At 49.0% G+C, this 26,612-nt stretch carries 16 protein-coding genes; all 16 read right to left on the bottom strand.

What is annotated here, in order from left to right; all coding sequences use genetic code 11:
• Positions 1-61: 61 nt before the first annotated feature.
• Positions 62-751 carry a hypothetical protein gene (locus B5Z18_RS24870; RefSeq protein WP_079472229.1) on the bottom strand — a complete coding sequence of 230 codons (690 nt, stop codon included), beginning with the start codon at positions 749-751 and terminating at the stop codon, positions 62-64.
• 62 nt (positions 752-813) lie between these two features.
• Positions 814-1,581 carry a hypothetical protein gene (locus tag B5Z18_RS24865; protein WP_079472228.1) on the bottom strand — a complete coding sequence of 256 codons (768 nt, stop codon included), beginning with the start codon at positions 1,579-1,581 and terminating at the stop codon, positions 814-816.
• A 75-nt stretch (positions 1,582-1,656) separates the two neighbouring features.
• On the bottom strand, positions 1,657-2,862 hold the full coding sequence (locus tag B5Z18_RS24860; RefSeq protein WP_079472227.1) for a CfrBI family restriction endonuclease: 1,206 nt from the start codon (positions 2,860-2,862) through the stop codon (positions 1,657-1,659).
• Between the two features lie 10 nt (positions 2,863-2,872).
• Positions 2,873-4,093: a DNA-methyltransferase gene (locus B5Z18_RS24855; protein ID WP_079472226.1), complete on the bottom strand. Its 1,221-nt coding sequence runs from the start codon at positions 4,091-4,093 to the stop codon at positions 2,873-2,875.
• A gap of 135 nt (positions 4,094-4,228) precedes the next feature.
• Positions 4,229-8,299, bottom strand: coding sequence for a glycoside hydrolase family 2 TIM barrel-domain containing protein (locus B5Z18_RS24850; RefSeq protein WP_143313683.1), 4,071 nt, complete (start codon positions 8,297-8,299; stop codon positions 4,229-4,231).
• An 82-nt stretch (positions 8,300-8,381) separates the two neighbouring features.
• A complete protein-coding gene (locus B5Z18_RS24845; protein WP_079472224.1) occupies positions 8,382-9,512 on the bottom strand; it encodes a FecR family protein in 1,131 nt (376 codons plus the stop codon).
• 41 nt (positions 9,513-9,553) lie between these two features.
• Positions 9,554-10,093, bottom strand: a complete 540-nt coding sequence (locus tag B5Z18_RS24840) for a sigma-70 family RNA polymerase sigma factor (RefSeq protein ID WP_079472223.1) — start codon at positions 10,091-10,093, stop codon at positions 9,554-9,556.
• Between the two features lie 79 nt (positions 10,094-10,172).
• On the bottom strand, positions 10,173-12,182 hold the full coding sequence (locus tag B5Z18_RS24835; RefSeq protein ID WP_079472493.1) for an FAD-dependent oxidoreductase: 2,010 nt from the start codon (positions 12,180-12,182) through the stop codon (positions 10,173-10,175).
• Positions 12,182-13,444, bottom strand: a complete 1,263-nt coding sequence (locus B5Z18_RS24830) for an SGNH/GDSL hydrolase family protein (protein WP_079472222.1) — start codon at positions 13,442-13,444, stop codon at positions 12,182-12,184. Before B5Z18_RS24830 ends, B5Z18_RS24835 begins: the two co-directional genes overlap by 1 nt.
• 10 nt (positions 13,445-13,454) lie before the next feature.
• Entirely contained in the window at positions 13,455-14,852 is a 1,398-nt protein-coding gene (locus B5Z18_RS24825; protein WP_079472221.1) for an alpha-L-fucosidase, read from the bottom strand.
• A 119-nt stretch (positions 14,853-14,971) separates the two neighbouring features.
• The gene (locus tag B5Z18_RS24820; RefSeq protein ID WP_079472220.1) at positions 14,972-17,206 is read right to left on the bottom strand and encodes a glycosyl hydrolase family 28-related protein; all 2,235 of its coding nucleotides are present in this window, start codon (positions 17,204-17,206) and stop codon (positions 14,972-14,974) included.
• Positions 17,207-17,226: 20 nt separating this feature from the next.
• Positions 17,227-19,152 carry a beta-L-arabinofuranosidase domain-containing protein gene (locus B5Z18_RS24815; RefSeq protein ID WP_079472219.1) on the bottom strand — a complete coding sequence of 642 codons (1,926 nt, stop codon included), beginning with the start codon at positions 19,150-19,152 and terminating at the stop codon, positions 17,227-17,229.
• On the bottom strand, positions 19,149-21,023 hold the full coding sequence (locus tag B5Z18_RS24810; RefSeq protein WP_079472218.1) for an ulvan lysase-like protein: 1,875 nt from the start codon (positions 21,021-21,023) through the stop codon (positions 19,149-19,151). The genes B5Z18_RS24815 and B5Z18_RS24810 overlap by 4 nt, the downstream gene beginning before the upstream one ends.
• 3 nt (positions 21,024-21,026) lie before the next feature.
• Complete coding sequence (locus B5Z18_RS24805) at positions 21,027-23,663, bottom strand: glycoside hydrolase family 2 protein (RefSeq protein WP_079472217.1); 2,637 nt, start codon at positions 23,661-23,663, stop codon at positions 21,027-21,029.
• A gap of 8 nt (positions 23,664-23,671) precedes the next feature.
• Entirely contained in the window at positions 23,672-24,679 is a 1,008-nt protein-coding gene (locus B5Z18_RS24800; protein ID WP_079472216.1) for a DUF5017 domain-containing protein, read from the bottom strand.
• A gap of 24 nt (positions 24,680-24,703) precedes the next feature.
• On the bottom strand, positions 24,704-26,602 hold the full coding sequence (locus B5Z18_RS24795; protein ID WP_079472215.1) for a RagB/SusD family nutrient uptake outer membrane protein: 1,899 nt from the start codon (positions 26,600-26,602) through the stop codon (positions 24,704-24,706).
• Between the last annotated feature and the right edge of the window lie 10 nt (positions 26,603-26,612).

Raw genomic sequence — 26,612 nt, 5'->3', positions numbered from 1 at the left:
TCGCCGTTATATTTTTACGATCTCCACTCTCCGGTTCTTCGCTTTACCGTCTTCACTGCTGTTATGTCCTTTTTGTGTCGAGCTCCTTTTTTATTTCATCTGCTTTGATAAGGGAGGCAGTGGCTTTAAAAGGTTTGGTTTCGAGGATCATCCATCCGGCAGATGCGCCGTCATCTGTTGGCGTAAGCTGTACCCAGATGTTCCTGTCGGCACGACGGATCAGGAAAGTAGTAGTAACTGCATTTCCCAGGAAACCATAACCCTGTATATATTTCAGCTTATTGTTTTCCGGAATCACAGCAGAGGAATCCCACGGCACTTTAGCCTCGGAAACTTTCACTCCTCCAACGCCTGTAATAACTTCTTCCAGGTTTTTGGCCAATTCAAGGTCGCTGTACGATTTGCCCTCTTTGGCAGTGACCCGGTTATAGAATATTTTTCCTTCGGGTCTTTCAAAGTGATCTTTCACCCAGAAGAAAGCAACATCAAAGTCTGATACCTTATTATTTGAAAAGTTCTGGTAGCCATCCGGCAGACTGAAATATGGGAATGCGCCAAGTGGTTTATCTGATACAGGGATGGCAGTAATGTCAAATGTTTTTGTATCAGCCGGTGGGGCTGTAGTTTCCTGTGTTGTGCCGGTTACCTGGGGAGAAGCAGTACTATCTTCTGTATTAGATTGTTTTTTGGAAGAATTGCAGGCAAAAAGCACACTGGCACTTGCTGCTATCGTTAAAGTTCTGAGGTACATATATAGGCTTGGTTTTAATGTTTCAAACATAATGATTAACCGAGATTCCGTCAAAAGAATCATTATTCTTCAAGAGGATTGATGATGCTAAAGCCATTGCTTTTCAGGGTCATAAATTTTCCCTCTTCAAGTCCTTTCAATCCGCCGTCAAAGGTACCGAACTTTGTGACCTCTTTTCCTGCGATATTCCACAGGAAGAAGTTCGTTTTGTTTTCATAAGTGCCATGTAAAATTACCTGTCCGCAGTTGTACACCATTGAATGGGCGCCCCGAAAATCGGCCGGTGTTTCGTATTGTTTCCAGGCGAAGGTTTTAAGGTTCAGCGATATCACCTGGAAATCGGTGTATGGATAAAATAACACGGTGTTTTGATCCAGCTTACAGGCACAGTAGCAGTCGGCGATTAACCAGTTGGCATTGGAGTTAAAGCCATACAACATTTCCCCCCGGAAATTGAAAACGGCTAAGCCTTCCAGGTTAGGACCGTCGTCGCCGAAAACGCCTTCGTCAAAATAAGTGAATACAATCTTGTCTTTAAAAACCAGCACCTCTTCAATGCCGGTACCTGCAAAAAATGATAACTGCAGTTTGCCTTCGCAGTCATAAATCAGGGCATTGTGTTCCCCTTTGGTGGGTATTGAAAGCACTAAAAATAAGCTGTCTGTTAGCCGCCGGACCCTGAAAGACAAATAGTTTTCCGGTAGTTGGGTGCGGAAGAAGGGAGCTATTATTTCATTTTTTTCAGTAATCGCTATATAGTTACCGTAGCTGTCTGTGTCTACGTCCCGGAGTTTTACATCTGCATCAATGATAAATAGCTGTTCTGTCATGACTGGGGTAAATAAGGCAGGTGCGTAAATATACAGAAGGTGGTATTTTCTTCTTGGATTGTTGCGGAAAGAGCATTACTCATCTTCAAAATCCAATTCAAGTTTCTGTTGTTCCGCTTCTTTTTCCTGACTTTCCTCAATTTCCTCCAAAGTTATCTCATTAAGGAAATCCTGGATTTTTATCTTATCAATTTGTGTTTTTATGTAATTTTTCAGTTCGCTAGGTCGTATTTGTTGAATTTCGTGCTTAAATCCGAATCTCTTTGCAAGTTTATCGGCCAATTCCTTTGGCCAGTATGCCATACTCATCTGGATTATTTCTGCTCCGATTTTATCTGCAGCAGCTTTTGTTTTGCCGGTTGCCGGTAGTCTGTCAACCACGATAAAGGTAACAGAATGGGCATTTTGACCGCTGACTTCAATATCTCTATCAAATCTTGATAGCTTATCTTTTGAAATCTCGGAATTGCCTGGCCCGATAAACCCGATATCAAATCGGGCTACATGTCCAGGGGTAATGACTACGGTGGCATCACTTTCCCGGTTGGCCGAGCTATCCGAAAGCCAGAAAATCTCTTTCCTCTCTTTTTTATCACTGTTTTTGTCAACTCTCTTAAAGCCCAGTAGCGTTAAAATGGATCCCAGTATGAGCCGTTCAAATAATTTTCCGTATATCGATTTGTCAGAGCCGCGCAATGTCAGGGTCTGTGAACCAATAGCGGTTGTTAACCTTGTTATTCCCTCCCAGTCTAAAGCCACTTTATTGTCGATTCCATTCATCGTGAAATGGAGATCCATTTTGTAGTCACCGTATTGTTGTTTACAATGTTCGGCAGAATCTTTAATAGCTTTTTCGAAATCGGCTATATATTCTATCAATGCCTCTCGATTACCTCTTAAAACATTCTGAAACGATTTTCCAGTTATACCTATTAGCCACTGAGCCGGCCATACTTTTTCATTATCATTTTTCTTCGCAGAGGCGAGCTCTTTGATAGCTAAGCGCGATAACTCACGTTGGAAATTATCAATCGTTAAATAACCTTTGGCTATCATTGCGATAATTGCTCCGCTTACCTGCGCTATTCTCATTCGGGAGATAGGTTCCGTCTGAGTGCGCAAGTTTTCACCCATCATTACACTAAAAACGGCTTGTTTTACGGCTTCGACGCCAATTCTTTCCACGAATTGTTTCCCACCACCAACTAAAAGGTCTTTACCACTCTGGGGAAAAATGTCAGATATGGGAGTTTCCTGGTGTACGTTTTTCTTTGCTTTCATTTTTGCTGTATCAGAATAGTAGTTGTGTATTATTCGATGGCAGTGTATTGAGCCAAAGTATCTGCTCTGCCTCTTTGCCAAGCCATTGAGGGACGTCTTTTTTTATAAGATTAATATATTCCGGGTTTATTTCAAATAGCACAAAGCGTCTTTTTAATTTTGCCGCTGCCGCCCCTGTGGTTCCTGAACCGGCAAAGGGATCCAGTACAACATCATTCTTGAAAGAATAATATTGAATAACTTTTTCAGCAAGTGCATTCGGAAAAGGAGCGGGATGTTTTGATACAGTTTTGGGCTGGATCTTCCAGATGTTGGTTTTTTCATAGTTGTCATCCACCTTCGACTCATGTACTATTTCTCTATCGGGATGATTTCTGATAAACCAATCAATTAGTAAATCTGTCTTTTTCCGGTATACCAAAACATATTCTGTTACCGGAACAGCTTTATACTGTAAGGGGTTTCTGTCAGCGGCAAATCTTCTGCCTCTCCCTGTTGCCCAGCCAGCACCTTCAGGTTTTACCCAAATGATATCATCAATAAATTCATATCCTTCTTCTGTAAATATACGGTGAAGGTCAAACGGAACTGCTATTCGTCTTGATGCCTCGTTTCTGCTTGCACGTCTTAATAAAACATGAGAAACATTTATAACAAAAAATCTGCCTTCATTCAATACCCTGTGGCATTTCCGTATAATCTGCCTCATTTTTAATAAGTATTCCTCATATACTTCGTAGTCCGAATATTCGGGACGGGCGTTAAAATAGGGAGGGGATGTAAATACCAGATCGACGCTCGCTGTTGGCATATCGTCCAACAATGCTGAACTATCGCCGAGTCCAATGGTATTTCTCAAATTAGATATTGGATATTCAAGATTTTTAGTGGATTTTTTTTTACTTATTTTTATTTCATCCTTGCCTAATAACCTCGCTTCAAGCATTTCCTGCTTTGTAGTTTTAGCCGATATTATTTCTGTCGTATAAGCGTTGATGGCTACTTCTCCGATTCTGTCCTTGGACTTTTTATTTGTAAGAGGTACACGCCATATGTGATAACGGTCGTCAACTTCTGGCAAACCCATTCCGACTGCCTGTAAAAGGTCAATTGTGCGCAACCAGTCGCCCGATATTTCTTTAGCTTGTGCTACGGTTTTAACTAAATAGTTACGTTTGTCTGATATGAGTTTCTTCTTCGGATTTTTTTGACCCTTCAATAGTTTGTCCATTAATTAATCTTTATTCAGCATGATATAATACCAAAAGTAACAATAACCATCTGATTAAACTATCAATGCCAAAACTAAATTATTTGCAATAAAAACATAAAAAAATATGTTACCTGATTTGCATCCTTGAAATTTCTACCAGTACGTAAACTGGTAGGGATCAAAAAATTTATATGCCACAGGGTAAAAATTATTCTTGTCCGATGCATTGCTTTGGGCCTCGCCGGCTTCGGGGTATGCTATATTAGCCCAGAAACCAAACCCACCTTTACCCGAGACTACTTTGATGGTGAGCATATTTTCACCTGCGGAAAGCGTAACGGGCACGATAAATTCGTTTTCCCGCTTCTGGTGGTTGGCATCTATGCGAAGGATGGATTTGCCATTCAGCCATACCTCCATCCAGTAGTCAACGCCCATACGAAGAATGGCTTTCTGCGCCGACGGGCTGTTCACGCTTTTGGTTACATACGCTACGGCGTTATCATCTTTGCCACCGAAGACTTTACTGAGGTCCACAAAGCCATTATGACCGGCATCTGCTGTTTGCCGCCAGTCGAGCACTTTGCCTTCATCCGTTTTATAGGTGAGGTTTGGATTTTCAGCGCCGGCAATGGCATCCTCTTGTCCGGGAAAAGTAGTGGTCAGCGCTTTGGCTCCGCCTGATGCAGTATAAGGCCCCAGCACTTTCCAGGAGCTGAGTGTGCGGAAAGAAAGCGGGCGGTTCACCTTACAGAGCTTGCGGGCCATTGCAGGGGAGGGCGCAGCGCCCATGTTGGTAAGCAGCTGGGCTATCAGTTGGTGTATGCGGATCACGCTTAACTGGATGGCTTCCTGTTTTTCCGGGGCTGCTGTATAACGTTGTGCCAGTTGACCGGGAGTAAGTTGCAGATAGATGCTTTTCCCTTTGCCGGTGTTTACTTCAGAAAGAAGTCCGTCGAGTAACGGGGAAGAAGTAAATGCCGTTACTTGTAGCGTATCCCGCCACCGCAACAGGTTAGGGCCAATAGCCCGGAATAAGGGAGTTCCTTTCCCGGGGTGCGCCTGGATCATGGTTTTAGCTGCTGTATTTAATCCTTGCCCGGCGAGCAATGATTGTTTTTGCGGAAGATAAAATGCAATGCCTCCCGCGGCAATAAATGTGTTGAGCTGTGGTGGTGTGGTGGTTTGATCCGGACCCAGTACCCATATAGCATTACCGGTAGCCGGTCCATCGCGGAAGCTGATGCCTGCGTTGAGGAGCAGTTGCCTGCCGGTGCTGTCGCCGGTATAATATACATCACGTAATCCGGGAAGGGATGGTTGTTGTGAAGTAAACAGGTTTTTTGCCAGCAGGGTGGCAGCGGGATCAGCGCCCACGCGGCCAGTGAGGTCCAGTGAACAGAAAGTAACTTTGCCTTTACCATAGCGCCATTCCAGCAAAGGCGTATATGCCATGTCAAATTCAGTTTGCAGGATGGGCGTGAAACCGGCCACCTCAGGGGTTTTCAGCGCTACGGAGGCAACGGCGTGGCGATTGGTCCATTTAGGTGCATGTTGTGTATCATAGCTTTTTGCCTGTTTGCCTTCCGGCAGCAGATCGGGACTGCCCCGCCAGTTGATCATATCTGCTGGCTGCAACCCTGCGAGGAGGGGGCTCTCCCGGTCACGGATAAACGTATAGCGCGGCATCGTTTCTATCGTTTCAAAACCCATACCTTCCCATACGGTGGGTTGTTGTTCCAGGATCACCACACGTAACCCTGCGGCCACATCCTTCTCTGTATAAGGCAGCGTATCGCCCGGCTGCAGGGCTTCACGGCCTATCACTAATACAGCGTCCGGGGAAATGTGGCTGCCCTTTTCCCAAGCGGAATATTGTATGCCCAGCTGCTTCAGTGAAGCAGCCGATTTTCCCGCAGGATCATACAATAACACCGGCGCTTTCACAGCAGCAGCTGCAGGCCGCGGAAAAACCGTGAGCGGAAAAGTATCGTTGCCTGCCCCGGCAACGGTAAGCACCAGTTGCATGTCCGTCCTGGTGGTTACCTGCGGCGCCTTCAGGGAAAGCGGGAACAGCTTTATTTCGCCGCCGTTTACTGCCAGCGACATCGATCCCTGCTGAAATACTTTATCGCCTTGTTTGAGCATCCATTTTGCCTGTGGCGCTATCTTATGCGGACCGTCCCATACCACGGCTACCTGTTTTTCAAAAGTTTCGCCGGCGAAGAAGGTATGTGTTTTATCGGTATGTACCGGCGATCCGGCGAGGTAAACAAGTAATGGCTGATTGGCTTCTTGGAAAATATCGTAACGCGGATTGGCCCATGCGGGCTTGCCGGTTAGCGGGGCGGTGAGTGATTTGTAACGTTGCGTGAAGCTTTTCAACTTTTCCCCGTTGGGATTGCCATAGCCTTCCAGCAGCCAGTACAGCCAGCCTCCGTTTACGCCCCAGGTACGCCATGCGCGATTGGTGTTGCGGGTAAACAATTCCTGGAAACGCCAGAAGCCGGGATACTGCTGAAAGTCCATTTGCTCCCACGTAGCGCTGCCGGCAGCATTGCTTTTGGCGATCGTTTGCCGTAATCCGTTCTCTCCTTCAGTAGCATAGGCGGCATCGCCGAGGTACATGGATAAATATTCCGTAAGCAGGAACTGCTTTCCTTTCCAGAAGTTATTCCAGTAAGGCGGTCCGAATTCAACGGCGGAATAAGGCATATTGCCTTCTTTCGCCCAGGCCATCGGCCATTCCTCCCTTTCCTGCAGGGGTACAAAATTCAGGTATACGTTGGCGGAAGAGATATCGCCCACGCTGCCATCGGCATGGGCAAACACCAGCCGGGTGGGATCTTCCTTTTTCACGATGGTACACGCGAGGTCTATCACTTTGCCCTGCGTGGAGTAAACGGAATCGCGTTTCCCCATCCTGGCGGGATCGATATTTGACTTTGGGTTGGCGCTGTTCATGGCAATCACCCAGGCGAGGATACTGGGATGGTTACGGTAATGCCGTGTAAAGTAGGCGGCTTCCTGCTGGTAGTCGGCCTGCAGTTTTGGATCATGCAGCAGTTTATCCCGTATCACGGAAACCGAGGGCCCTGGCACGGTACAGCCCATTCCCGTGCGGTCCATTTCATTGAGCATGTCTTCATTAAGAAGCGGCGTTTCTGCATCGTTTAGCCACCACAGTTTGTGATGAGGCTGGAATTGTCCTACGTTGTAGCCGATCAGCCGGTAAAACGACAAGCCATATTGATTGACGCCATACACATCGGTAAGCCGCCAGCGGGAGAGGTGACCGTTCATAAAAAGCTGGTTGCCGGCGGTCCATATTTCCCTGAACCCAAAGGTTACATCCGGGTAGCGGCAAAGCGTTTTGCCATCCTGCATTAATACCACCTTTGCCTGGTAGAGGTAAGGACTGTCCAGTTCCCAACAGATGGGGTTTTGCCAGTTTGCGGTTACACGATACACCTGTTTCCCGTTCACCAGCTGCATTGTTTTATTAGAGAGGGTAAGCACACGGGTATGGTGTTGATCAATGATCTCCGCCTGCAAATTATAAGTGCCGGTGATATTTTTGGCGTCCACTTCCACTTCGAGGGTAAGCGATTTATTCCTGAAAGAAGGAATGCAGAACACATCTGTGATGGCTTGCGGCGCCCGGGCAATAATGGTAACAGGCGCTGTAATGCCCATCGGCCAATCTGATACGGGGATGATGTTCCCGCTGCCGTGCCTCGACTGATAACGAAGCGGATCTTCCGTAAAACCCCGGGAGATACCGTTATAATCCCGGGTAATAAAAACGCGAAGTGTGTTTGGTGCGCCGTAACGCAGGAAGGGACTCAGGTTTATTTCACCACCGGGCCTGAGCAGTTCCCTCACCCGCTGATGATTAAGAAAGATGACCGCATCGCCTTCTATCCGCCTGAAGTCAGCGATGACATTTTGGGACTGCCAGTCAGCCGGAACGTTTACCTGTTGTTCATACCAGAGGCTGTTCACTTTATCCTGCGGCGTGTTTGCCCAGGCTTTGTTTTTCCCGGTGGTAATCCTTCTCCAGTCTGTAGCGGTGATGGAACCCCACTGGCTGCTATCGGGCGCCATAGCCTGCGATTGTGCGGGTTGTACCTTCCAGGGTCCGTTCAGGCGGAGGGTATCCTGTGCATGTGCTGCAAGGGCGATCAGGAGGGCGGTAAAAGAGGCAATGATACGGTTCTTCAAAATAGTAAAACTTAAGTGCTGAATATACAACGCATCTTTAGGACTTAAATTCTACGGATATGGGTGAACGGTAAAAAATGAATTACTTCAGGTGCAGCACATTGCCCTTGTAATAATATTGAACGCCGGAAGAAATAGCAATGTTGGTAAGGAATACATCCAGTGGTTTACGCTTGTCTATGGCGCCGGACAGCGTTTCGTTGGCCAGGGCTGGGTTGTCGAATATAACCGGCACTTCAAACCAGCGGGAAATGATCACGGCAATGCTGCTTAGTTTTTCATCACGGAAATGGGTGGTGCCGTCCATCCACGACAGGGTATTGTATGTATCAAAAGAAGTGGTAGTAAATTTCCCATCTTCATATACCGACTGGTAACCGGGGGATAATTTTACTTTGAGATCCTTTCTGCTGCTTACTACAGCGCCCTCTACGAGCGATGTGGTGACGTTGCCGGGCTCATATGCCTGGATGTTGAAAGAGGTGCCCAATACCTCCACCGTTGTTTCCCCGGCATGCACAATAAAAGGTTGGTGCTCATTTTTTGCTACTTTAAAATAGGCTTCGCCAGATAGATATACCTCCCGGTTACTACCCCTGAAAGCATAGGGGAAGCGGAGGCTGGACAGTGAGTTTAACCATACTTCTGTGCCGTCTTTCAGTACTATTTTATAATCCAGTTTTCCCGGTACCATCAGCGTGGCCCATTCATCTGTGGTGTTTTCGGGCGCGGTATAGGTAAGACTGTTGCCATTGGTAACCAGTTTCATGGAACCGGCCGTAATAGTATTACTGGCAGACGAGGACAGCGGAATATCCTTCCCATCCGATAACCTTAGCTGCAGTGTGTTTTTGGCAAGCGGTAAAGCTGGTGGCCCGGGAGAAATATTTCTGCCGGAAAAATACCAGGCCCCGCCGGCAGCTATTATCAGCAATGCAACGGCTGCGGCCATACGCCATTTCCGCAGGGGGAATATTTTTGAACGGGATTGCAGTTGAGGTTTTACGTTGTTCCAGCCGCGTGTTTCATCAATACCGGCTATGAAGCGCCGGCCTTTATCATTGTCCAGTTCCTGCCGGATGTTATGCCACATAGCAGCTACGGCCGCATCACTTTCAATGGCAGCGGTCACCAGCCGGTCATCTTCTTCACTGATAGATCCGGTTATTTTCTCAAAGAGTAGTGCTCTTATATGTTCTCTGTTTACTTCCATCTGTAACTTAAAGACGATTTTTGCGCAAAAACGGGTGATCGTTATTTGTAGCCCGCAAACTTTTTTTGTAAGATTTTTAGTGCCAGCTTCAGGTGCGTTTTAACAGAGTTAATGGTGATGCCCATTTCTTCCGCCGCTTCTTTATACTTTTTGTCTTCCAGGTACACCAGGCTGAAAGCCCTTAAGCGCTGGTTGGGAAGCTCATTCAGGAGAAGGTCTATCTGTTGTGCAGTCTCTTTATTCTCGACAATATTTTCATTGATCTTATCTTCCAGTGTGTTGGCATATGCGTGAAATCTTTTATGCTCATTTTTTCCCTTCTCAATAAAGCTGAGGCATTTATTACGGATAGCAGTGTGGAGGTAAGATTTAACGGAATAGGTAATGTTAAGATACAGTTGTTTATCCCATATTTCGATGAAAAGGGATTGTACCTGATCTTCCGCTTCTGTTTCATCTTTTAACAGGTAGTAAGCGTCAACATTCAGCGATTTGTAGTATTTCTTAAATAACTGTTCATACGCTTTTATATCACCCTCCTTGAGTTGGTGCAATAAAAGCCCGTCGTCATTATTATTCATGAAGAGATACTTATTAACGTGGTAAAAATCTCTATAACGTGTACTTAAAGTTAATATCTCTTTGTTAAGTTTCCCTCATTTATTTTTTATTTCCGGATACGGGTACAAAAACCACGGCATCCGCTACTATGGCGCCGTTAGCTCCCTTGTTACTGAATTCCACGTATCCGCCGGTTCCTTCCCGGAATTGATAGGTTCCCAGCGGGAGCCATTCCCCGCCGGTTTGTCCCTGTACGGCAATACCGGCCGTTTCCAGTTGTACTTCGCTGGCTGTGCCGTTAAACACGGTAATGGATGTTTTGGCTGAAATCCCTTTCTCCCTGGCAGAAACATAGGTATACACCTGGTAGTCGCCGGGTTCCTTTACCTGCGGGATAAAACGGACCGTTGCTGCAGCCCCGTCGCTGCCAGCCCGGTTGATATACGCATCGGGGCCATAATGCTCCCCCTTTTGAAGTTGCCATGCGCCTGTTTTTACCACGTGCGTACTATCAGCATTATCCACCAGTATTTCCGGGGTGCTGCCATCTGCCAGCGGGTTGTCTTTCAGCATTTGCTGTACCTTGTCAACAGGAATGTCCTGCACGGCCTTATTCCCGTTTATCGCCACCACCGCGGCGGTAGCGGCAGATTGTGCCAGCACCATAAATACCGGTTCCATACGGATAGACCCGTAGGCAATATGACTGGCCGATAAACAAACCGGTACCAGCAGGTTTTTACAGTCACGGGCTTTGGGCGTAATTGCGCGGTAGGAAATGGGATAGGGGCCGGCCACGCCTCTTTGCACATCTCCTTCATTTTTAGCCATGCCATTGATCACCAGCCGCTGTGTGTTGTGGGAATCCATGCCATAAGCCGCCATCGCAATGCCATCGTTTACGGTTGTTTTCCCCTGGCAGTTGGCTTGTGTCATGATATATTCGCCGGTCATCCTGCGGGCTTCCCTGATATATAGCTGCGGGCTCCAGTGGCCGTTGTCGGGGTATTCATCCGCAGGATACCCCCATTCCGCCATGAACTGGTGCATAGATGCCGGTACCCGCGGGTCCTGACTCAGGAAGTATAACAATCCCTTGTCGTAATCTTCATGCGCCTGTATAATTTGCCGGCGGGTATTTGCATCTCCGTCGGGGTAGTCGTAGTTCATGCCGATCATATCGGTAGAGAAACCGCCGTTATTATTGATATCTGTTTTATGGTTAGGCATCCTGTCAAATTTCATAAAGTCGCGCACGGATGCATTGGGAAGCTTACTGATATAGCGAAGCAACAGTTCATACTTCGTGGAATCGTACCGGGCGGGCCTGGTGATGGGAATACGGTTAGCCGGATCGTTGGTAAGACAAATCCTGAAGTTATACGCCTGCACTTTGTTATCGCCGCTGCCGGTGGGTGGCAGGCTGGCGTTACTGATACCCCAGAGCAGGCCGCTGGTGGAATCTCCCGGTATCTTATAGGGATCGATGCCGTCGGGGATCTGGTTGCCCCGCTGTGGCGTTTGCGATTCTTTTACCTGCACCCCGTTGAATGTTTCCCTGTAAACGCTGTTGGCTTCCCGGCCTACTACATAGGACACGCCAGCTTTTGCCATCAGGTCGCCTTCGTAGGAGCAATCAATAAACAGCTTTGCCCGGATCAAAGTATTCGTATGTGGGTTGCCGTTATACTCAACCGTTATTTCTTTTATAAATCCTTTTTCTTTCTTTACGGCAGTCAGCCTGTTTTCATACAGCACCGGTACATTCGCGGAGCGCAGGTATTGCAGGAAAATATTTTCCGCTACATGCGGTTCAAAGATCCACGATTCAAATTTACCGTAGTAGCTGCCGGTGCGGCGGTAGAAGTTGAGGCCAAGACCGGTAACCGCGTACTTATTGCCGATATCAGTATATCCGAGTCCGCCGGCCGATAGTCCGCCTACATGTTTCCCCGGCTCAATCAGCAATACAGACTTCCCCAGCATCTTTGCGGTGTAGGCAGCTATAACCCCGGCGGAAGTGCCGCCATATACGCAGATATCGTATGCCGGTGGTGCGGCATGTACTGTATTAAAGAACGGGAATAGCAGCACTAAAATCTTTTTCATCATTTGTTTTGGTTTGTCAGGCTGCCCAATAGCAGCAGCCAGCCTGCATAGCAGGCATCTTCTTTATATTTATCCAGGTTGCCGGGCTGGTTGTCGCCTGTTTTCAGGATGGCCATTTTATCTAATTTTTTTGCGGATACTTCCAGGTTAATGGTGTGTGGTCCGGCATCGAGCAGGGGCAGGAAAAAGTAGTGTGAGCGGTAGTACACGGCGTGGCGGTCGAAGCGGGGATATGATTTGGCCGCCTGTCCATCTATCGTTACGTCGTATTGCCCACAACCGGGGCCTACCAGGTCGTATAAACCTGCCAGGCGCCCATTGAATCTTATCTGCAGCGATGATCCGGGTTGTGTGGCTTTAACAAGCAATGGAAAGCGTTGGCGGAATTGAACCGCTACGGAGTCGTTAGTGTTGGAAAGATCAATCCACTGCCCGGTCCGGGGCAGGTCTTTCACAGCAACCAGCTGTGCATCTTCCCAGTTATCTTTGGTATAGGGATCAATAAGGGGGTGTTTAAAAGGCTGATCATTGTTCCTTAGCTGCTGCATGGCGCGCACCAGCGCTTCGGTGTACAGGCGGTGGCCGGTGGTGGTGTTGGGGTGAATGTTGTCGCCGGAGAAAACGAGTTTGTCCGGGTACTGATCGGGTTTGCCCTGGAACACCAGTTTGCCTTCCTTCAGCAGCGCCAATACCTGCATGCCCAGTTGTACCGAAGGAATGCCATAGTGCTGTGCAATATGTTCCATTGCCAGCATGGTGGGCCATAGTTGTCCCTGTTGCAGCACCGGCAGCATATTACCGGCCACGGTGTATACAAAGCAAATGTCTGTGGATGGATTGGCTTTCCAGATTTGCCGCACAATTCCTTCCATTGTTTGATGTACATAGGGGCCGCCATCGTTTACGGCGAATTCCACAAATACAAGATCGGGTTGTTGCGACAACACATCGCGGCGCAGCCGGAAAACGCCGAGGTCGGAACCGGTGCCGCCTACGCCGGCATTGATCTGTTTTATTTGTGCCTGCGGGTACTGCTGTTGAAACCATTTTACGGATTGATCACGCCAGCCGCCGGAAGCGGCGGTGATACTGCCGCCAAAGTAAGCGATGGTGAGCGGTCCGCCGGATTTCAACTTCGCAAAAAAGTTGGGTAAGCCCTGGCGGATGCGGTATTCCTGCATGGAATTAAGCGAATCTGTTTGTGCATGCAATGATAGTGATACAAAAAAGAGCAACATTACACCTGTCAATCTTAGCGGCATATCTATATAGTTAATTCATTTTAAAAACCCATACTGCTTCCCCTGCCAGTTGTTCCTGTGCGGCTTCCGGAATGCTGATGGTGATGGAATCGCCCGTTTGTTTCCATGTCAGTTGTTTTTTAACACCCAGCAAAGTGACGACTGCTTTCTGGTTCACTTCTTTCAAAGGCACGCTGATAGCGGCTGGTAAAGTATTTTCTTTTTCTGCCGGGAGATAGGAAAGATAAAGGGCTTTCTCACTTTTTGTAAAAGCCCATTTATCCTGACGGTAAGGAGCAACAGGTTTGGTGCCGTAAATAGATTCGCTGTTTGTTTTCATCCATTTACCGATATCGGCTAACCGCTGATAGGCTTCTGCGTGCCAGTCGCCATCAGGACCGGGGCCGATGTTGAGCAGCAGGTTACCGTTTTTGGCTACAATGTCTACCAGCATTTGTATCAGCTGCCGCGATGGTTTGTAATTTTCTTTTACGATGTACGACCAGGAGCGGCCCAGCGTCATACAGGTTTCCCACGGAACGGGGATATAATGATCCGGGATCTTTTGTTCCGGGGTGAGATAGTTTACATATGCTGCTGCGCCGTGGCGGTCTACCACAATCAGGCCGGGCTGGTGTTTGCGCGCCATTGTTACAATGGGCTTCATATCCATGCCCGCCCAGCTGCCGTCCAGCCAGAGGAGATCCAGTTTGCCGTAGTTGGTCATCAGTTCTTCGATCTGGTTATAGGTGAAATCGCAGAACCGTTGCCAGCGTTCGGGATATACCTTCTTATCATAGCTCTGGTGGCGGTCTTTCGGTGGGAAGTAAGACCACCAGTAATCTTCCGAGTGCCAGTCGGGTTTTGAAAAGTAAGCGCCGGCCATAAAATCTTTTTTACGGAAGGCGTTGAAAATTTCCAGGGAAATATTGCTGCGGGGATTGGATGAAAAAGGTGTTTTGGCACTGGTAATTTTATAGTCGGTGTACTTCGTATCAAACATGCAGAAGCCATCATGATGTTTGGTGGTAAACACTACATAGCGCATCCCGGCTGCTTTGGCGGCGTCGGCCCATTTATCGGGATTAAAGTGGGTGGGGTTGAAAGTGGTTTGCAGGTTTTCGTATGCCTGTTTATATTGAAACCAGTTTGCTGCGTAGGGGCCTGTACGTTTGGTAAAGGGATAGTCTTCCGGGGAAAGCGACCATGATTCCACGATACCCCACTGGCTGTAGGTACCCCAATGCATAAACAGGCCAAACTTCAGGTCCTGCCAATGTGATAAATTGGCTTTCACGGCTTCTTCGGTTGGCGCGGCATAGGTTTTTTCAGGGTCATATGCCTGTGTACCCTGACTGCTGGCGGATAAATAACTGCTGCACCCAAACATGACTAACAGCGTATTCCGGATAATTGATTGCTTCCCCATTATTGTTTTCTTTTTTCCTGCACGCTGGTATATAAATCTTATAGACAGATTCTTTCTTAAAACGGGTGAACGCCCGGAAAATTATCCACCACAGGCAGGGTTCGCCTGTGGTGAATGGTTTAATAGGTAATGGTATAGGGTATCGTAACACTATTGCCGGTACCCGGTTTCAGAAACAGGTTGATGGTAAAACCGCTGGTAGTTCTGTTACTGATATAAGGAGTATTGATGAGCAGCAGCGGCATACCGGCTGTTACCACGGGCAGTCCCAGGGAGATGATAGCGGTGCCGGGCAGTAAAAAGTTAGGGTAGCTGACCAGCGTTACATCGCTGCTCTGAAAACTGGATGCGGTAACATCTGCAAAAGTGTCCATATCGCTGATGGTAACGGTGCCGGAAAAGGTGGCGGCTTTTTCCACGCGCACGGATCTTACGGCAATGTTGTCCCATAGCGGCTGATTGGCATTGTCGCGGAACCAGGCGGAGAAGTCTGCCACCGGCATGGTGGAAGGAATGGCAAAGCCGGTTACCACGTACTGTTTATCTTCGTTAAGCGGGATGTTACTGAAGTCCCATCTCCCTAACAAATTAGTACCACCGCTGGAAGAACACTGCATGCTGAACCTGCCTGCAGAAGCGCCTGCTGCCAGCCGGCGTAATACCACCGTGGCTTTCATGGGGGTGTTATAAGGCGGGGCGTTGTCGTACCGTAGTTTTATGCACGACTGGTTATCGCTGATGCTGCCGGGATCAACGGTTGCTTTGAAAAACCCCCAGGCGGCGCCGAATCTTTCCGTAGAGCCGTTGGCGTTAATGAACTGGTTATCTTTCACCCCCCTTGCATCTCCAACAATGTATACATCGTTGTTGGTTTCGCGGTAACGTTTTAACGGAAATGGGCCGGTGTTCTCTTTTACAAAATTCCAGATCACGGTACCGTCGGTGATGCCCGCGCCTGTTCCGGTGGGGCCGCCTGCAACATCAGAGGTACCGGCGGTTGTCACGATGTATACATTCAGCCCGTTTTGCACGGTTTGCCCCACAACATAAGCAGTAGCAGGCTTCCACCCGGTATACTCCGAATAATATGCCGTAGCGAAATCGTTGCCTTGTACATCCAGTCGCTGGAAGTCAGTGCCAGAGGTAGCAAGCCCGGTATTGCCGGCGTTCGTGATCACCACGGGGTTATCCTTAAATGAAACGCCCCTGGCCACGATCCGCGTAAACATGCCCGCCTCCACGAGGATGCCGTATTGCGCCCTGCCGTTGTTGGCGCCGGTAGCGGCGGCGGTGTTCAGTACAGCGCCTCTTTCCAGCAGGAGGTCCGACCGGAAGGGCGACTGTGTACCATCTTTATGCATCCATATCAATGCTTTGGCTGCGGTGCCGGTGCTGCTGCCATTGTTTACTTCCAGTGCGGTGTCGCGGATGATCAGGCCGCCGTCGGTATCAATCATCACGCTGTTGGCATCGGGAGAAATGATGAGTGGTTCGGATGTTTCTATTAAGTTCCTGCCGCCTATATAGGAGCCTGTTTTGCCGGCCCTGGTTTGCCTGGTATAGATGGCTGCTACCGGCGGATTGCCGTTGTTATAAATACCTTGCTGCGTGGTTACATTGATGATGCGGTTCATAAAACAGCCGATCAGCTTTATGCCTATCCTGCCGCCGCGGAGCAGGCATCTGTCGATGGTACCGAGATATACCGGTTCCCACCATATGCAGGTTTGTGCGGGATCGGCAATTTCTTTCAGCCGTATGTCTACATTTTGCAGGGTAGGGCGGTAGCAGTTGGAATAGTTGGTACTGTAATAGCGGATGCCGGTAAGGGCTTCGCCACAATTGAGGGTGAGGTTGCGGATAGTAGGGCCGGTAGCGCCAATGGTGGCGTCGAAGTTGAGACAATGGATATTGCCGGTGGCAGTGGTAAAGTCCAGGATGGTAGGAGTGGGGGAATCTACAATGCCGTAGTCGCCTTGTTCGCCGGTATAGGTTTGTCCTGTTTTAAGATTGATCTGCGCGGTTACTTTGTAATTACCTTTTGGAAAATAAATGGTCCTGCCGGTGGCGGCGGTGTCAATGCATTTCTGAATGGCTACGGTATCATCCGTGGAGGCATTGCCTTTTGCTCCAAACCATTTTACGTTGAAGAGATTGGTGTCTACCCGGAGCCATCTGCCTGCGCCGGCCACTACGATGATGGTACCGCGGTTGTCGCCGGTAGTATTGGTGGATTGCCAGTAAAAGTCTCCGCCGCCGCCGTCGCCCGGCGTGTAATATCCCAGCAGATTGCAAAGTTCATTGGCGGTAGTACCCGCAGTAGTTTCTAAAAGGGAGATGTTTGTGATAGTCATAGTTACAAGGGTTTAATGTATTAAGGGATCACCGGGAATACCGTCATGCGTAGCCTGGTAGTGCCATACGGCACCAGGGTGATGGTATCGGTCGTTGTTTCATAGTGGAAGGAACCTGGTGTTGGTAAAGGGGGCGTGTAACGGTTCTCTGATAAATGCCAGTCGTTAATTTTCCTGGCCGGTACCTTAATGGTAACAGCGGCTGTTTCAAAGGGATAAGTATTGCTGTTGTTTTCTGTTACCTGCCATTGCGCGGGATGTGCCAGCAGCGCATAGTTCCAGTCGCCCGCAGGGCGGATATCCAATGCGGGAAAACCAGGATCTGCTGATTTTTTACCACCGAGATTAGCATAGGTGGCGGTATCTGTGGTTACTTTTTCCGGAACGGGATAAGCGTATAGTAAAGGGCCGCGTTCCACGGTAACGCCCCACTGGCCCCATTGTACCAGCTGCGGCTGCATCGGGAATTGTATATTGATTTGGTCGTTGTTGCGGAATTTGCGATGCAGGGTTACAAAGGAACCAGGCGTTAATGCACCATTGTATCTTTTTCCATTGATGCTCACGATAGCTGATGTACACCAGCCGGGGATGCGGAAGGTGAAAGGCATGGTGATGTCCTGCTGCATCTGAAAGGTAAACTGCAACTGATCCGCAAAAGGGTATCGGGTGTTTTCGGTAATGGTGAGTTGCTTCCCTTTATAATCAAGCGTTTCAACGGATGGCCCGTAAAGCGCTGCCACGGGGCCTCCCGTGGTATCGCGCAGCCACATGCGCGCGGCATAGTTGGGCATAAAGCGATGTACATTACCGGCGCAGCACTCCGTTTCATGACAGGGCCAGTAAGCCATCCAGGTAGAGCCATGCGCAAATTTGTTGTGGTTGGATTGTCCCGTAGCAATTACCTGGTTAACGCTGGAGAAATACTGGAGATTTTTAAAATCTTTGGACACCGCGCCCGGACCGGCATTGAAGATGGCCTTTTCCAGTTTATCGGCCCAGCGGCCATCGCCGGTGGCCATCAGCAGGTAACCCACCGCCCAGGTATAGTCGGTGATATCGCAGGTTTCATGACTCTGCAACGGATCTTTGCCCGCCAGGAATTCGTTGGAGCTGGGGATGCCATCCGGCAGCATATGATCACGATCCAGTTTGTACAGGGCATTCAACGCTGCATCGAGATATACTTTTTTACCGGTGTAAGTGTACAGGATGGCAGGTAGCTTCGCCATTTCCATATAGGTAACGCCGTGCAGTACCAGGGTATCCGGCGAAGAAGCCGTTTGCATATTCAGTTCAAAACCGCCTTTGGCATAAGCTGCCTCCGCAAGCGCCAGCAGGCGGGGATCGTTGGTTTTACCATAGGTCCACAGCATACCTTCAATGTTTACAATGGCGCGTTTGGCATTGCCTATTTCTTCGGGCGTATAGCTGAGGTAGTGTTTGTGCAGGGCAGTAATGATCCGCTGATCGCCGGTAGCGGCATATTCCGCCTGCAACACCCGGAAGTAAACAGCGATAGGCCACTGACTGGCGAATAGCTCCGGGCCCAGGCGGCCATTGGCTTGTACATGCGCCAGCGTATAGTTTATACCGGCGCGCGCTTTATTTACGAGTGCCGTATCATTTAATAAATAACCCAACCGCAGGATGCCATCACTGTAGTAAGCGGTTTGTTCGTATCGCCACCAGTTGGCGCCGTGTTGTTCGCCTACCCGGTCAATAACGCCTGCCCATAAGGAGGAATTAAACGGATACGATAATACCTCCGGATGCCCGGTAAGACCGCTGCGCTGCCGGAGCAGGAATTCTTTCAGCCAGCCCTGCGGACGAACATCCGTGATGGCCTGTTCCCTGAATTTATCGAACCTGGCAGGGCCTTGCTGTGCCATTACGGGCATTGCAACATACAAGGCAGCGCTGATGAGTAAGCATACTTTTTTCATGTGCGTGGTCTTACGGAAATTTTTATGTCGATATTATTCGTTTCAAATAGTAGTGGAATGGCTTCGAGCCCGGGTACAAAATTGAAAGCACGTTCCGTTAATGCCCGGGTTATTTTTATGGGAGCGCTGCTGCTTATCTCCACAATACAACCCGCTTTATGTATTTCCAGTTTGTTTTCAGAGAGAAGTGTAACGGGTTCGTTGTGCGTACTGATAACGGGTAAACTATAAACGGCCTTTTCGCTTTTCGCAGTAGCGTGAATATGAAACACCTCTTTCTCAAAAATATAACTGATCGTACATTCCGGCGAAGCAGCGGGCAACTGATTTTCATCTACCAGTAATGAATGCGTGTTAAACATTATCTGCCCGTTGTTTTCCTTATAATCAATGGTGGCTTTCAGATCATTGGTGTGTTGGTACAGCTGTGTACCTGACACTATTTTAAAGCCGGGTGTAAAGCAAACAGACTGCGGATCGTTGTCCCGCTGCATGTTGAAGCTCTCTACCATCTGATACCGGTTCATGCTTGCAACAAGCAGGGAGCCAATGTCTTCATGCCAGAGCATGGATAAAGCGCCGCCGGTAGCATGACCGCCTTTCATGGAATACTCCTGGTCGTACCCGGTGATGGTGCCCCGCCATTTATAAGTGGAGATCAGCCAGGTATTGATTTCAGGAAACGACTTTACACCGTATATATGTTCCCGTGGGAGCGACCCGGTACACTCTTTTATAGCCGGAGCCTGAAGCAAAACCGTAGCCAATGCTTTGCTATGCGCCAGCGAATGACTTACACAAGGCAATACCCCGTGTTGCACATAATGAGGACCGCCATGTAATAACTTGTTGTGCGTGCATTGCGCCAGCAGCCGGGTATTTTGCAGGGCTGCCTTGTAAAAGGCAGGGTCAGTGTCAGCCATCAGGGCATAGGCCGGCTGACAACCATCACTGGTTCTGCTGCCCCAGTATGTCCATTTAAAATTCCTGGTTCCCCAGCTGTTATCCCAGCCGCCGTCGGGCAGCATAAATTCCAGGTGCGCTTTTAAGGAGTGCGTCAGCTTGTCCAGCAAGAGAGTGTCATTCATTAGTTTTGCATACAGCACCAGTGAAGGAAGGGATTCCTCCACGTTGTAGCCGAGGTCCACGGAATAACAGCCTTTTGCACTTTTCTCCGGCACCGGTTTTCCTTCGCCATATATCAGGCCATTGGCAGTAAACCAGGCGAGGCATTCCTTTGCGAGGTTTTTACCTTTGGTAATAAAATGGGGTTGTTGGAGATAGGTACCTATCAGGCACAAAGCATAACTGCCGGCGATGGGGTAATTGATATTGCCGGTGTTGATCGTAAAATTTTTATAGAGATAATCACCTGCTTTTTGTAAACGGTTTTTCCATTGCTGTTGTGTAGGCTTATCCAGCAGATGCTCAAAATGGATCAGCGCTTCCGCCAGGCTGGTAGCGCCAAACACCGTGATACCCTTCCAGTCGCTTACGCTTACTTCGTTTACCCAGGCGCCGTCGGGCGTGCTCACCATGTTTTCCATCCAGTTGTACAAGCGGATGGCCGCATCTGCATACCGTTGTTCTTTTCTTTTGTTGGCAAGATATAATAGCGGGAAGATAGCATCGCCGCAGCGGCCATGTATGGTGGCGCAGGCGGGGCACAGTATGCCGCCATGCAATCCTTTTACCTGCGGCTGGTTTACCTGTAGCGCCAGTAAACTTTCGCCCCATTGTTCCAGCAATTGCTCACTCAATGTAGTCAGTTCATCTTTATAAACGCCCGCCCATGCGCTGACAGGCGGTAACAGCAAGCCTGCACTGCCGAGGGTGGTTATTTTCAGGAAGTCGCGCCTCGATGTAAACATGGGTTAATTTTTTTGTGTGGTGCTGTCGGGCCTGGGTAAATGTGTGATGGGCCAATGGCTTACCTGTGCGTTTTCATTCAGCGCAATGGCTGCATCCGGATCGTTGTGTGCTTTTATATTTACATTGAATCCATCTACCAATATCAGTGGCTTGCTGCCTTGCAGGGCCGCTTCGCTGGCTTCTATCGTAATTGTTTTTGTTTCGTTGGGACAGAGAGAAACATAATTATCTGAATAGAAAACGGGCAGTACCCGGTCGCCGCCCTGCCGGTGCAGCTGCAGGTGCGCCATCACCGCGATGTGCGTAGATGGGTTATGCAGACTCACCTCCAGCATACAGTTGTTTTGTACCTGGTGGCGTTTAACCGTTGCCGTGAGGGTTACCACGGGTATCTTTTCGAGTCCTGTTAACTGGTCTGATCCTAATGGAAGTGTGTTCCAGTAGAAGTTATCGGAGAGCAGTGTGCCGTTGGCATCGTGTAGCGTTACCTTCACAAAATGCACTGGTGATAAATCCGCGGGCCATTTCACCAGTCCAAGATCCGTTGCCACAGCTGGTAAGGCCGTAACGTTGTAATCCTGTTGGAGCACTGCTGTACCATCTGTATTGAATATAGTAAGATGTGCGCGTGCGTTTTTTAAGGTGGCTGGCCGGTTGTTAATCACCTGTATATTTCCTTCTTTTTCGTTCAGCTGGATATGTATGGGCTCGCAGGCTTTTTGAACAGCAAACAGGGCAGCATTAGGCTCCAGGTCGTGGTGATAAAGCTGCCATACAAAGCTGGGCTGTGCGGGATTACTCATCCAGGTAATAACCCCGGTAGAGGGGTTAAACATTTTTGCATTGCGGCCTTCGTACATAGCGCGGTACGACTCATAATTAGCGAGTTGTGATTTTCTTACAAAGTCGGCCAGGTTGGCTACTTCGCCAAAGCGTTTGGCGATCATGTTACGGTAATATTTTGTAGCCAGGTCGTGTTCGGCCCAGTCGTCGTTGATCACTTCCCAGTCCTGCTGCGGCATCATGCCCTGCACCGATTCCAGTGTTGGAATAGAAAAGCTGCCGATCTCTGTTTTGAACGACTCCGTGAAAATATAATACTCCGCCGGTTTACGGGTATAATACGGACCGCCGGAGTGTACGCCGCGCCCGGAGGTAGAACTGGGCTGGTACAGCCGCAGTGGCTCCAGTTCGGCCATGATATTGCGCAATGAATCATCTATTACTTTAGGCGGGTTGCCTTCGTTACGTGCGCACCAGAGTATAATAGACGGATGATTGCGGAAGCGCAGTATTTTTTCCCTTACGTTGGCGAGGTATAAATTGATATCCGCCGGGTTGGGGCCATCAGAGGGATTGGGCTGGAAGAACTCATCCCATATCATGAGGCCGTATTTATCGCAGAGTGCATACAGGTCTTCGCTGGTGCTCTGGCCTACCCAGTTGCGGATGATATTGTAATGCGCCTGCTGATGCATGCGGATCTGTGTTTCCAGTCTTTCTTTTGGAATACGTTTCATGGCTTCATCCATGCCCCAGTTGCCGCCTTTACAGAAAACCTTTACGCCATTTACTGAAATAGTAAGATCTTCTGAAGAGGGCGTGGTGTAGCTGATTTCACGGATACCAAAATCAAGTTGTTGTTCATCTGATACTTTGTCCTGGATATTAAACTGTAATTGCAGGGTGTATAAATTTTGCGGGCCATAGCCATTGGGCCACCAGAGTTTGGGTTGCTTTACTTTTAACTGTGGCAGTGTGGCGGGGTCGAAGGTAATCCGCTTGCTGCTGTGAGGAGGCAGCTGCACGGGTTCACTGAAAGCAACGTTGCCAAAGGCGCCTTTTAATATGCCTTGCTGCGGCTGGCCGGTTATATTTTGTACGGTGGCAGCAATTTTTACATCTGCCGTATTCAATGCCGGCAGCGGAAGATCGGTAGTTACCAGCGGATCTTTTACAAGTACCGGACCGGTAGCGTTAAGATATACGGATTGCCAGATGCCGGTGTTCCGGTCGCGGATGGCGGGGATCCAGTCCCAGCCCATTGAACACAGGAACGTGGGGCCATCCATTGCGGTGATGCCGCCATTTTTACCCATGCCTTGCGCAATGGTGTGCTCGTGTGGCTCGCCGGGATTGGGTTGCGGCGATACTAATACCGCTATGGCGGCCGTTTCTCCGGGCTTTACGGCGCTTGTAATATCAAAGATGCCCCGGGCAAAGGCGCCACGTATCTCCCCGATATCTTTTCCGTTTACCCATACCCGTGCGGTATAGTTAATACCATTGAAGTGCAGCCAGCTGTTTTTGTTTTTGTAAGATGACGGTATTTTTATTTCCGTGCGGTACCACCAGTTAGTGCGACAAAGGCTTTCCGGAATCCTGTCGGGGCGGTTGTTTTCGCCATATAACGGCTCCGGGTATACGTTGTTATGTACCAGCGTGGTGAGTACCGTTCCGGGTACCACAGCAGGATACCAGCCATTGGTGGAGAAACCGGGTTGTGCTATTGCTGCACCCGGCTGCGGCACTTTTGAAGCGTCCTGCAGCTGCCAGTTGGCAGTGGGTGTTACCTGTGCATAGAGTGTTTGCGAAAAAAGCAGCAGCGCCACGATGGCCGGGAGAAAAGATCGGTTCATATTTTCTGTCAGGGTAGAATTTTTAATGTCAGCTGTTTCACCTGGCTCTTACTGTCTTCCAGGCTGTTATTAGTAGCAACAAAGGTCACCTGGTACGTACCTGCTTTTTTGAAAGCATATTTGTAGGTGGCCGATTTCAGCGCTACTTCATTCTGCACTACCACACCCACATCAGGTTTGGTGGTTTTTAAGTCGATAGACGAAGTAATGAGCCAGTCGTCGTTATCATCATTATCAATATTAGTACCGGGATTGAACGTAACCGGGTAGCCGTTCCTGATAGGAATGCCATTACTGTTCCGTACGCTGTCGGCCGCAGAAACGCCCCAGGTGCCTACATTCCAGGCATTGAAGCCTACATAGTTGTTTTCAGCGGTTCCTGGTTCGTTGTTGTTAAGCAGGCTGGCCTGTACCCAGCCGGTGTTGGCAAAATTTGTAAACAATGGCGTGCTGGTGCTGTCGGGTAAGAAATTATAGAGGGAAAAGCTTTGGATCACCCATTTTCTTTGCGGCATTACGCCGGTTTTTTTATTCAGCACGCGGAAGGCGATGTTCACTTTATCTGCCTTATTGAAATCTGATATATCGATAGAGTCGGAGGTGGTAAAGCTGGTGGCCAGCGACTTGGGCCATTTGCTGTTGCGGCTGGTGATATTTGTCCAGGTAGCCTTGCTGATATGTTCCGCGTCATAGCCTTCCAGGTTGGTGGAGATCAGCAGCTGCAGGGAATCCGGGCAGGGCTTTGGTGGCACCGGGCCTTGCTGCATGGATGTTTGGAATACGAGGCGTTCCACACCGGGCATCAACTTCCGGTTACGGTTTTCATATGCTTTACCGGCTTCGCCGGAGAAGAAAACAATAGCGCCGGCGTTACCGGACAGATAAAATGTAATGGTGTCGCCTGCCTTGTAGGCCAGCTGATCGGTGTTCACGTTGAACTCCGGCATGGTTGCTTCGTTTCTGCGGCAGCCGGTAAACATAACAGCAGCGAGGAAGTAATATATAATGGATCTCATACTATTTTGTTTAATCAGTTTTTTTTATTGCCATCCGGGGTTTTGTGTTAATACCTGGTCCAGTACTATTTCACCGCCGGGAATCGGCAATAGCGAATACTTTTGAGGATCAACCAGGAAATTGGTAGCAGCCACGCCTGCGGGCGTAACGTAGTTGGTGGGTGCGTAGTTGTCGTTGTTGGTAAGCACCTGTTGCATGGCCTGCGTCATCCTGCCCCAGCGTATGAGGTCCTGCCGGCGTATGCCCTCAAAACAAAGTTCACGGGAGCGTTCATCCATGATATCCTGCATGGTGAGCGTGGTGGCATCAAAGCCTGGCACTGGTGTGTTAGGCGGGTAGCCGTAAGCGCGTCGTCTTACCTGGTTATAATATTCCAGTGCCGTAGCGCCTGCGCTGCCATTGGCTTTCAGCTCCGCTTCCGCTGCCATCAATAGTACATCTGCATAACGCACGATGGGGAAGTTGCAGGAAGTATTATTCTGCAGGCGGCTTGGCGGCAGGTTAATTTCATATTCCCTTCTCCATTTACCTACACAGCGGTCGTAGGTTGTCGGATAACCCACTCCGCCGGATACCACATTGATAGCGGTGAGTTTGCCGCCGCTCACGGTGGCGGTTGCCACTGCTTCATTGGGCGCAGTAACAGATGGGTTGGTAGATGAATTGGTGCCGTAAGAAGTAAAGCTGATAGTTGGCGCCGAAGTGTAGCCACTGCCGGGATTGTCTATCACCACAGATGTGATGGCGCCCTGTGCATTCGTATAGGCGGTGGCGGTAGCGCCGGTACCATCGCCGCTGATGTTTACGGTGAGTGTGTAATACCGGGTAGTGGCGGCGCTTTTATACACATAAGGCGCAACGGCCCAATCCCTTCGCTGATCGCCGGGGCCATACAGGTTGTATAAGCCCGGATGTACCCGGTAGGTGCCGGGCGAGTAACCATTCACGCCTGTAATACCTGCATCAGGGCAATACACGCCCATTACAGCGCCCAGCTGTTGCGTAACCAGGTAGCCGGTACCTGCATAGTTGCCGGTAACATTTGATTTGGATAAGAATGCGGCATCCCAGATACTTTCCGAGGTGCCGTTATCATTCATATTATTCTGCATCTTGTTAATGAAAAGGCGGGCATATGCCGGGGTAGTGGGATAAAGCGGATGCGGTGAACTAATTAAACTGTGCGTATTTGAGTTGATCAGTTTTTGCGCCCAGAACAGGGCGTCTTTATAACGCGCTACATCGTTCAGGGGGTTGCCGGCCATTTTGAGGTACACCCTTGCAAGAATGGCTTCCACGGCAGATTGTGTAACAATGCTGGGCGTGTTTACCTGTGCCATTTTAGGTACGAGGCTATCGGCTGCTATCATTTCTTTCACAATAAAATCATAAATATCTTTTGACGGGGTACGGGGGAGATTATAATTAGTACCCAGGTCTGTGGCCAGCATTGTTTTAAGCGGCACATCCCCGAAGTGCGTCACCAGCAGGTAGAAATAATAAGCCCTCAGGAAGCGGGCCTGTCCTTTAATCTGCGAACGTTTTGTTTCATCCATCTGTGGTTTGTCGGCCACATCGAGGATCACGTTGGCATCTTCAATACCCTTGAATAGATTCCGCCATAGCAGCAGTACATTCTGTTCGGTATTACTGATATGATAAAACTCCGTGAGCGTAACGGTGTAACTGGCGTTGCTGCGGAAGCTTTCATCGGCGCCGGCGTTAATATAACCCCATAAGCCAAAGCCGTACACGGGGTCCTGCTGGAGGATATTATACATCCCGGCTACCTGTTCATCCAGCTGCGCTTCGGTGGTAAACGTGATAGGGCGGAAGGTGGGCGGATCGAGACTTACATCCATTTTACAGGAAGCTGCGAGTATGCATATGAGTGGAAGTAGTAATTGCTGCAAGTTTTTCATAACAACATTT

This window comes from Chitinophaga ginsengisegetis, from assembly GCF_900168065.1.
GTDB lineage: Bacteria > Bacteroidota > Bacteroidia > Chitinophagales > Chitinophagaceae > Chitinophaga > Chitinophaga ginsengisegetis.
The sequence above is the reverse complement of the archived record's forward strand: the minus strand, read 5'-3'. Positions and strand labels throughout refer to the sequence as shown.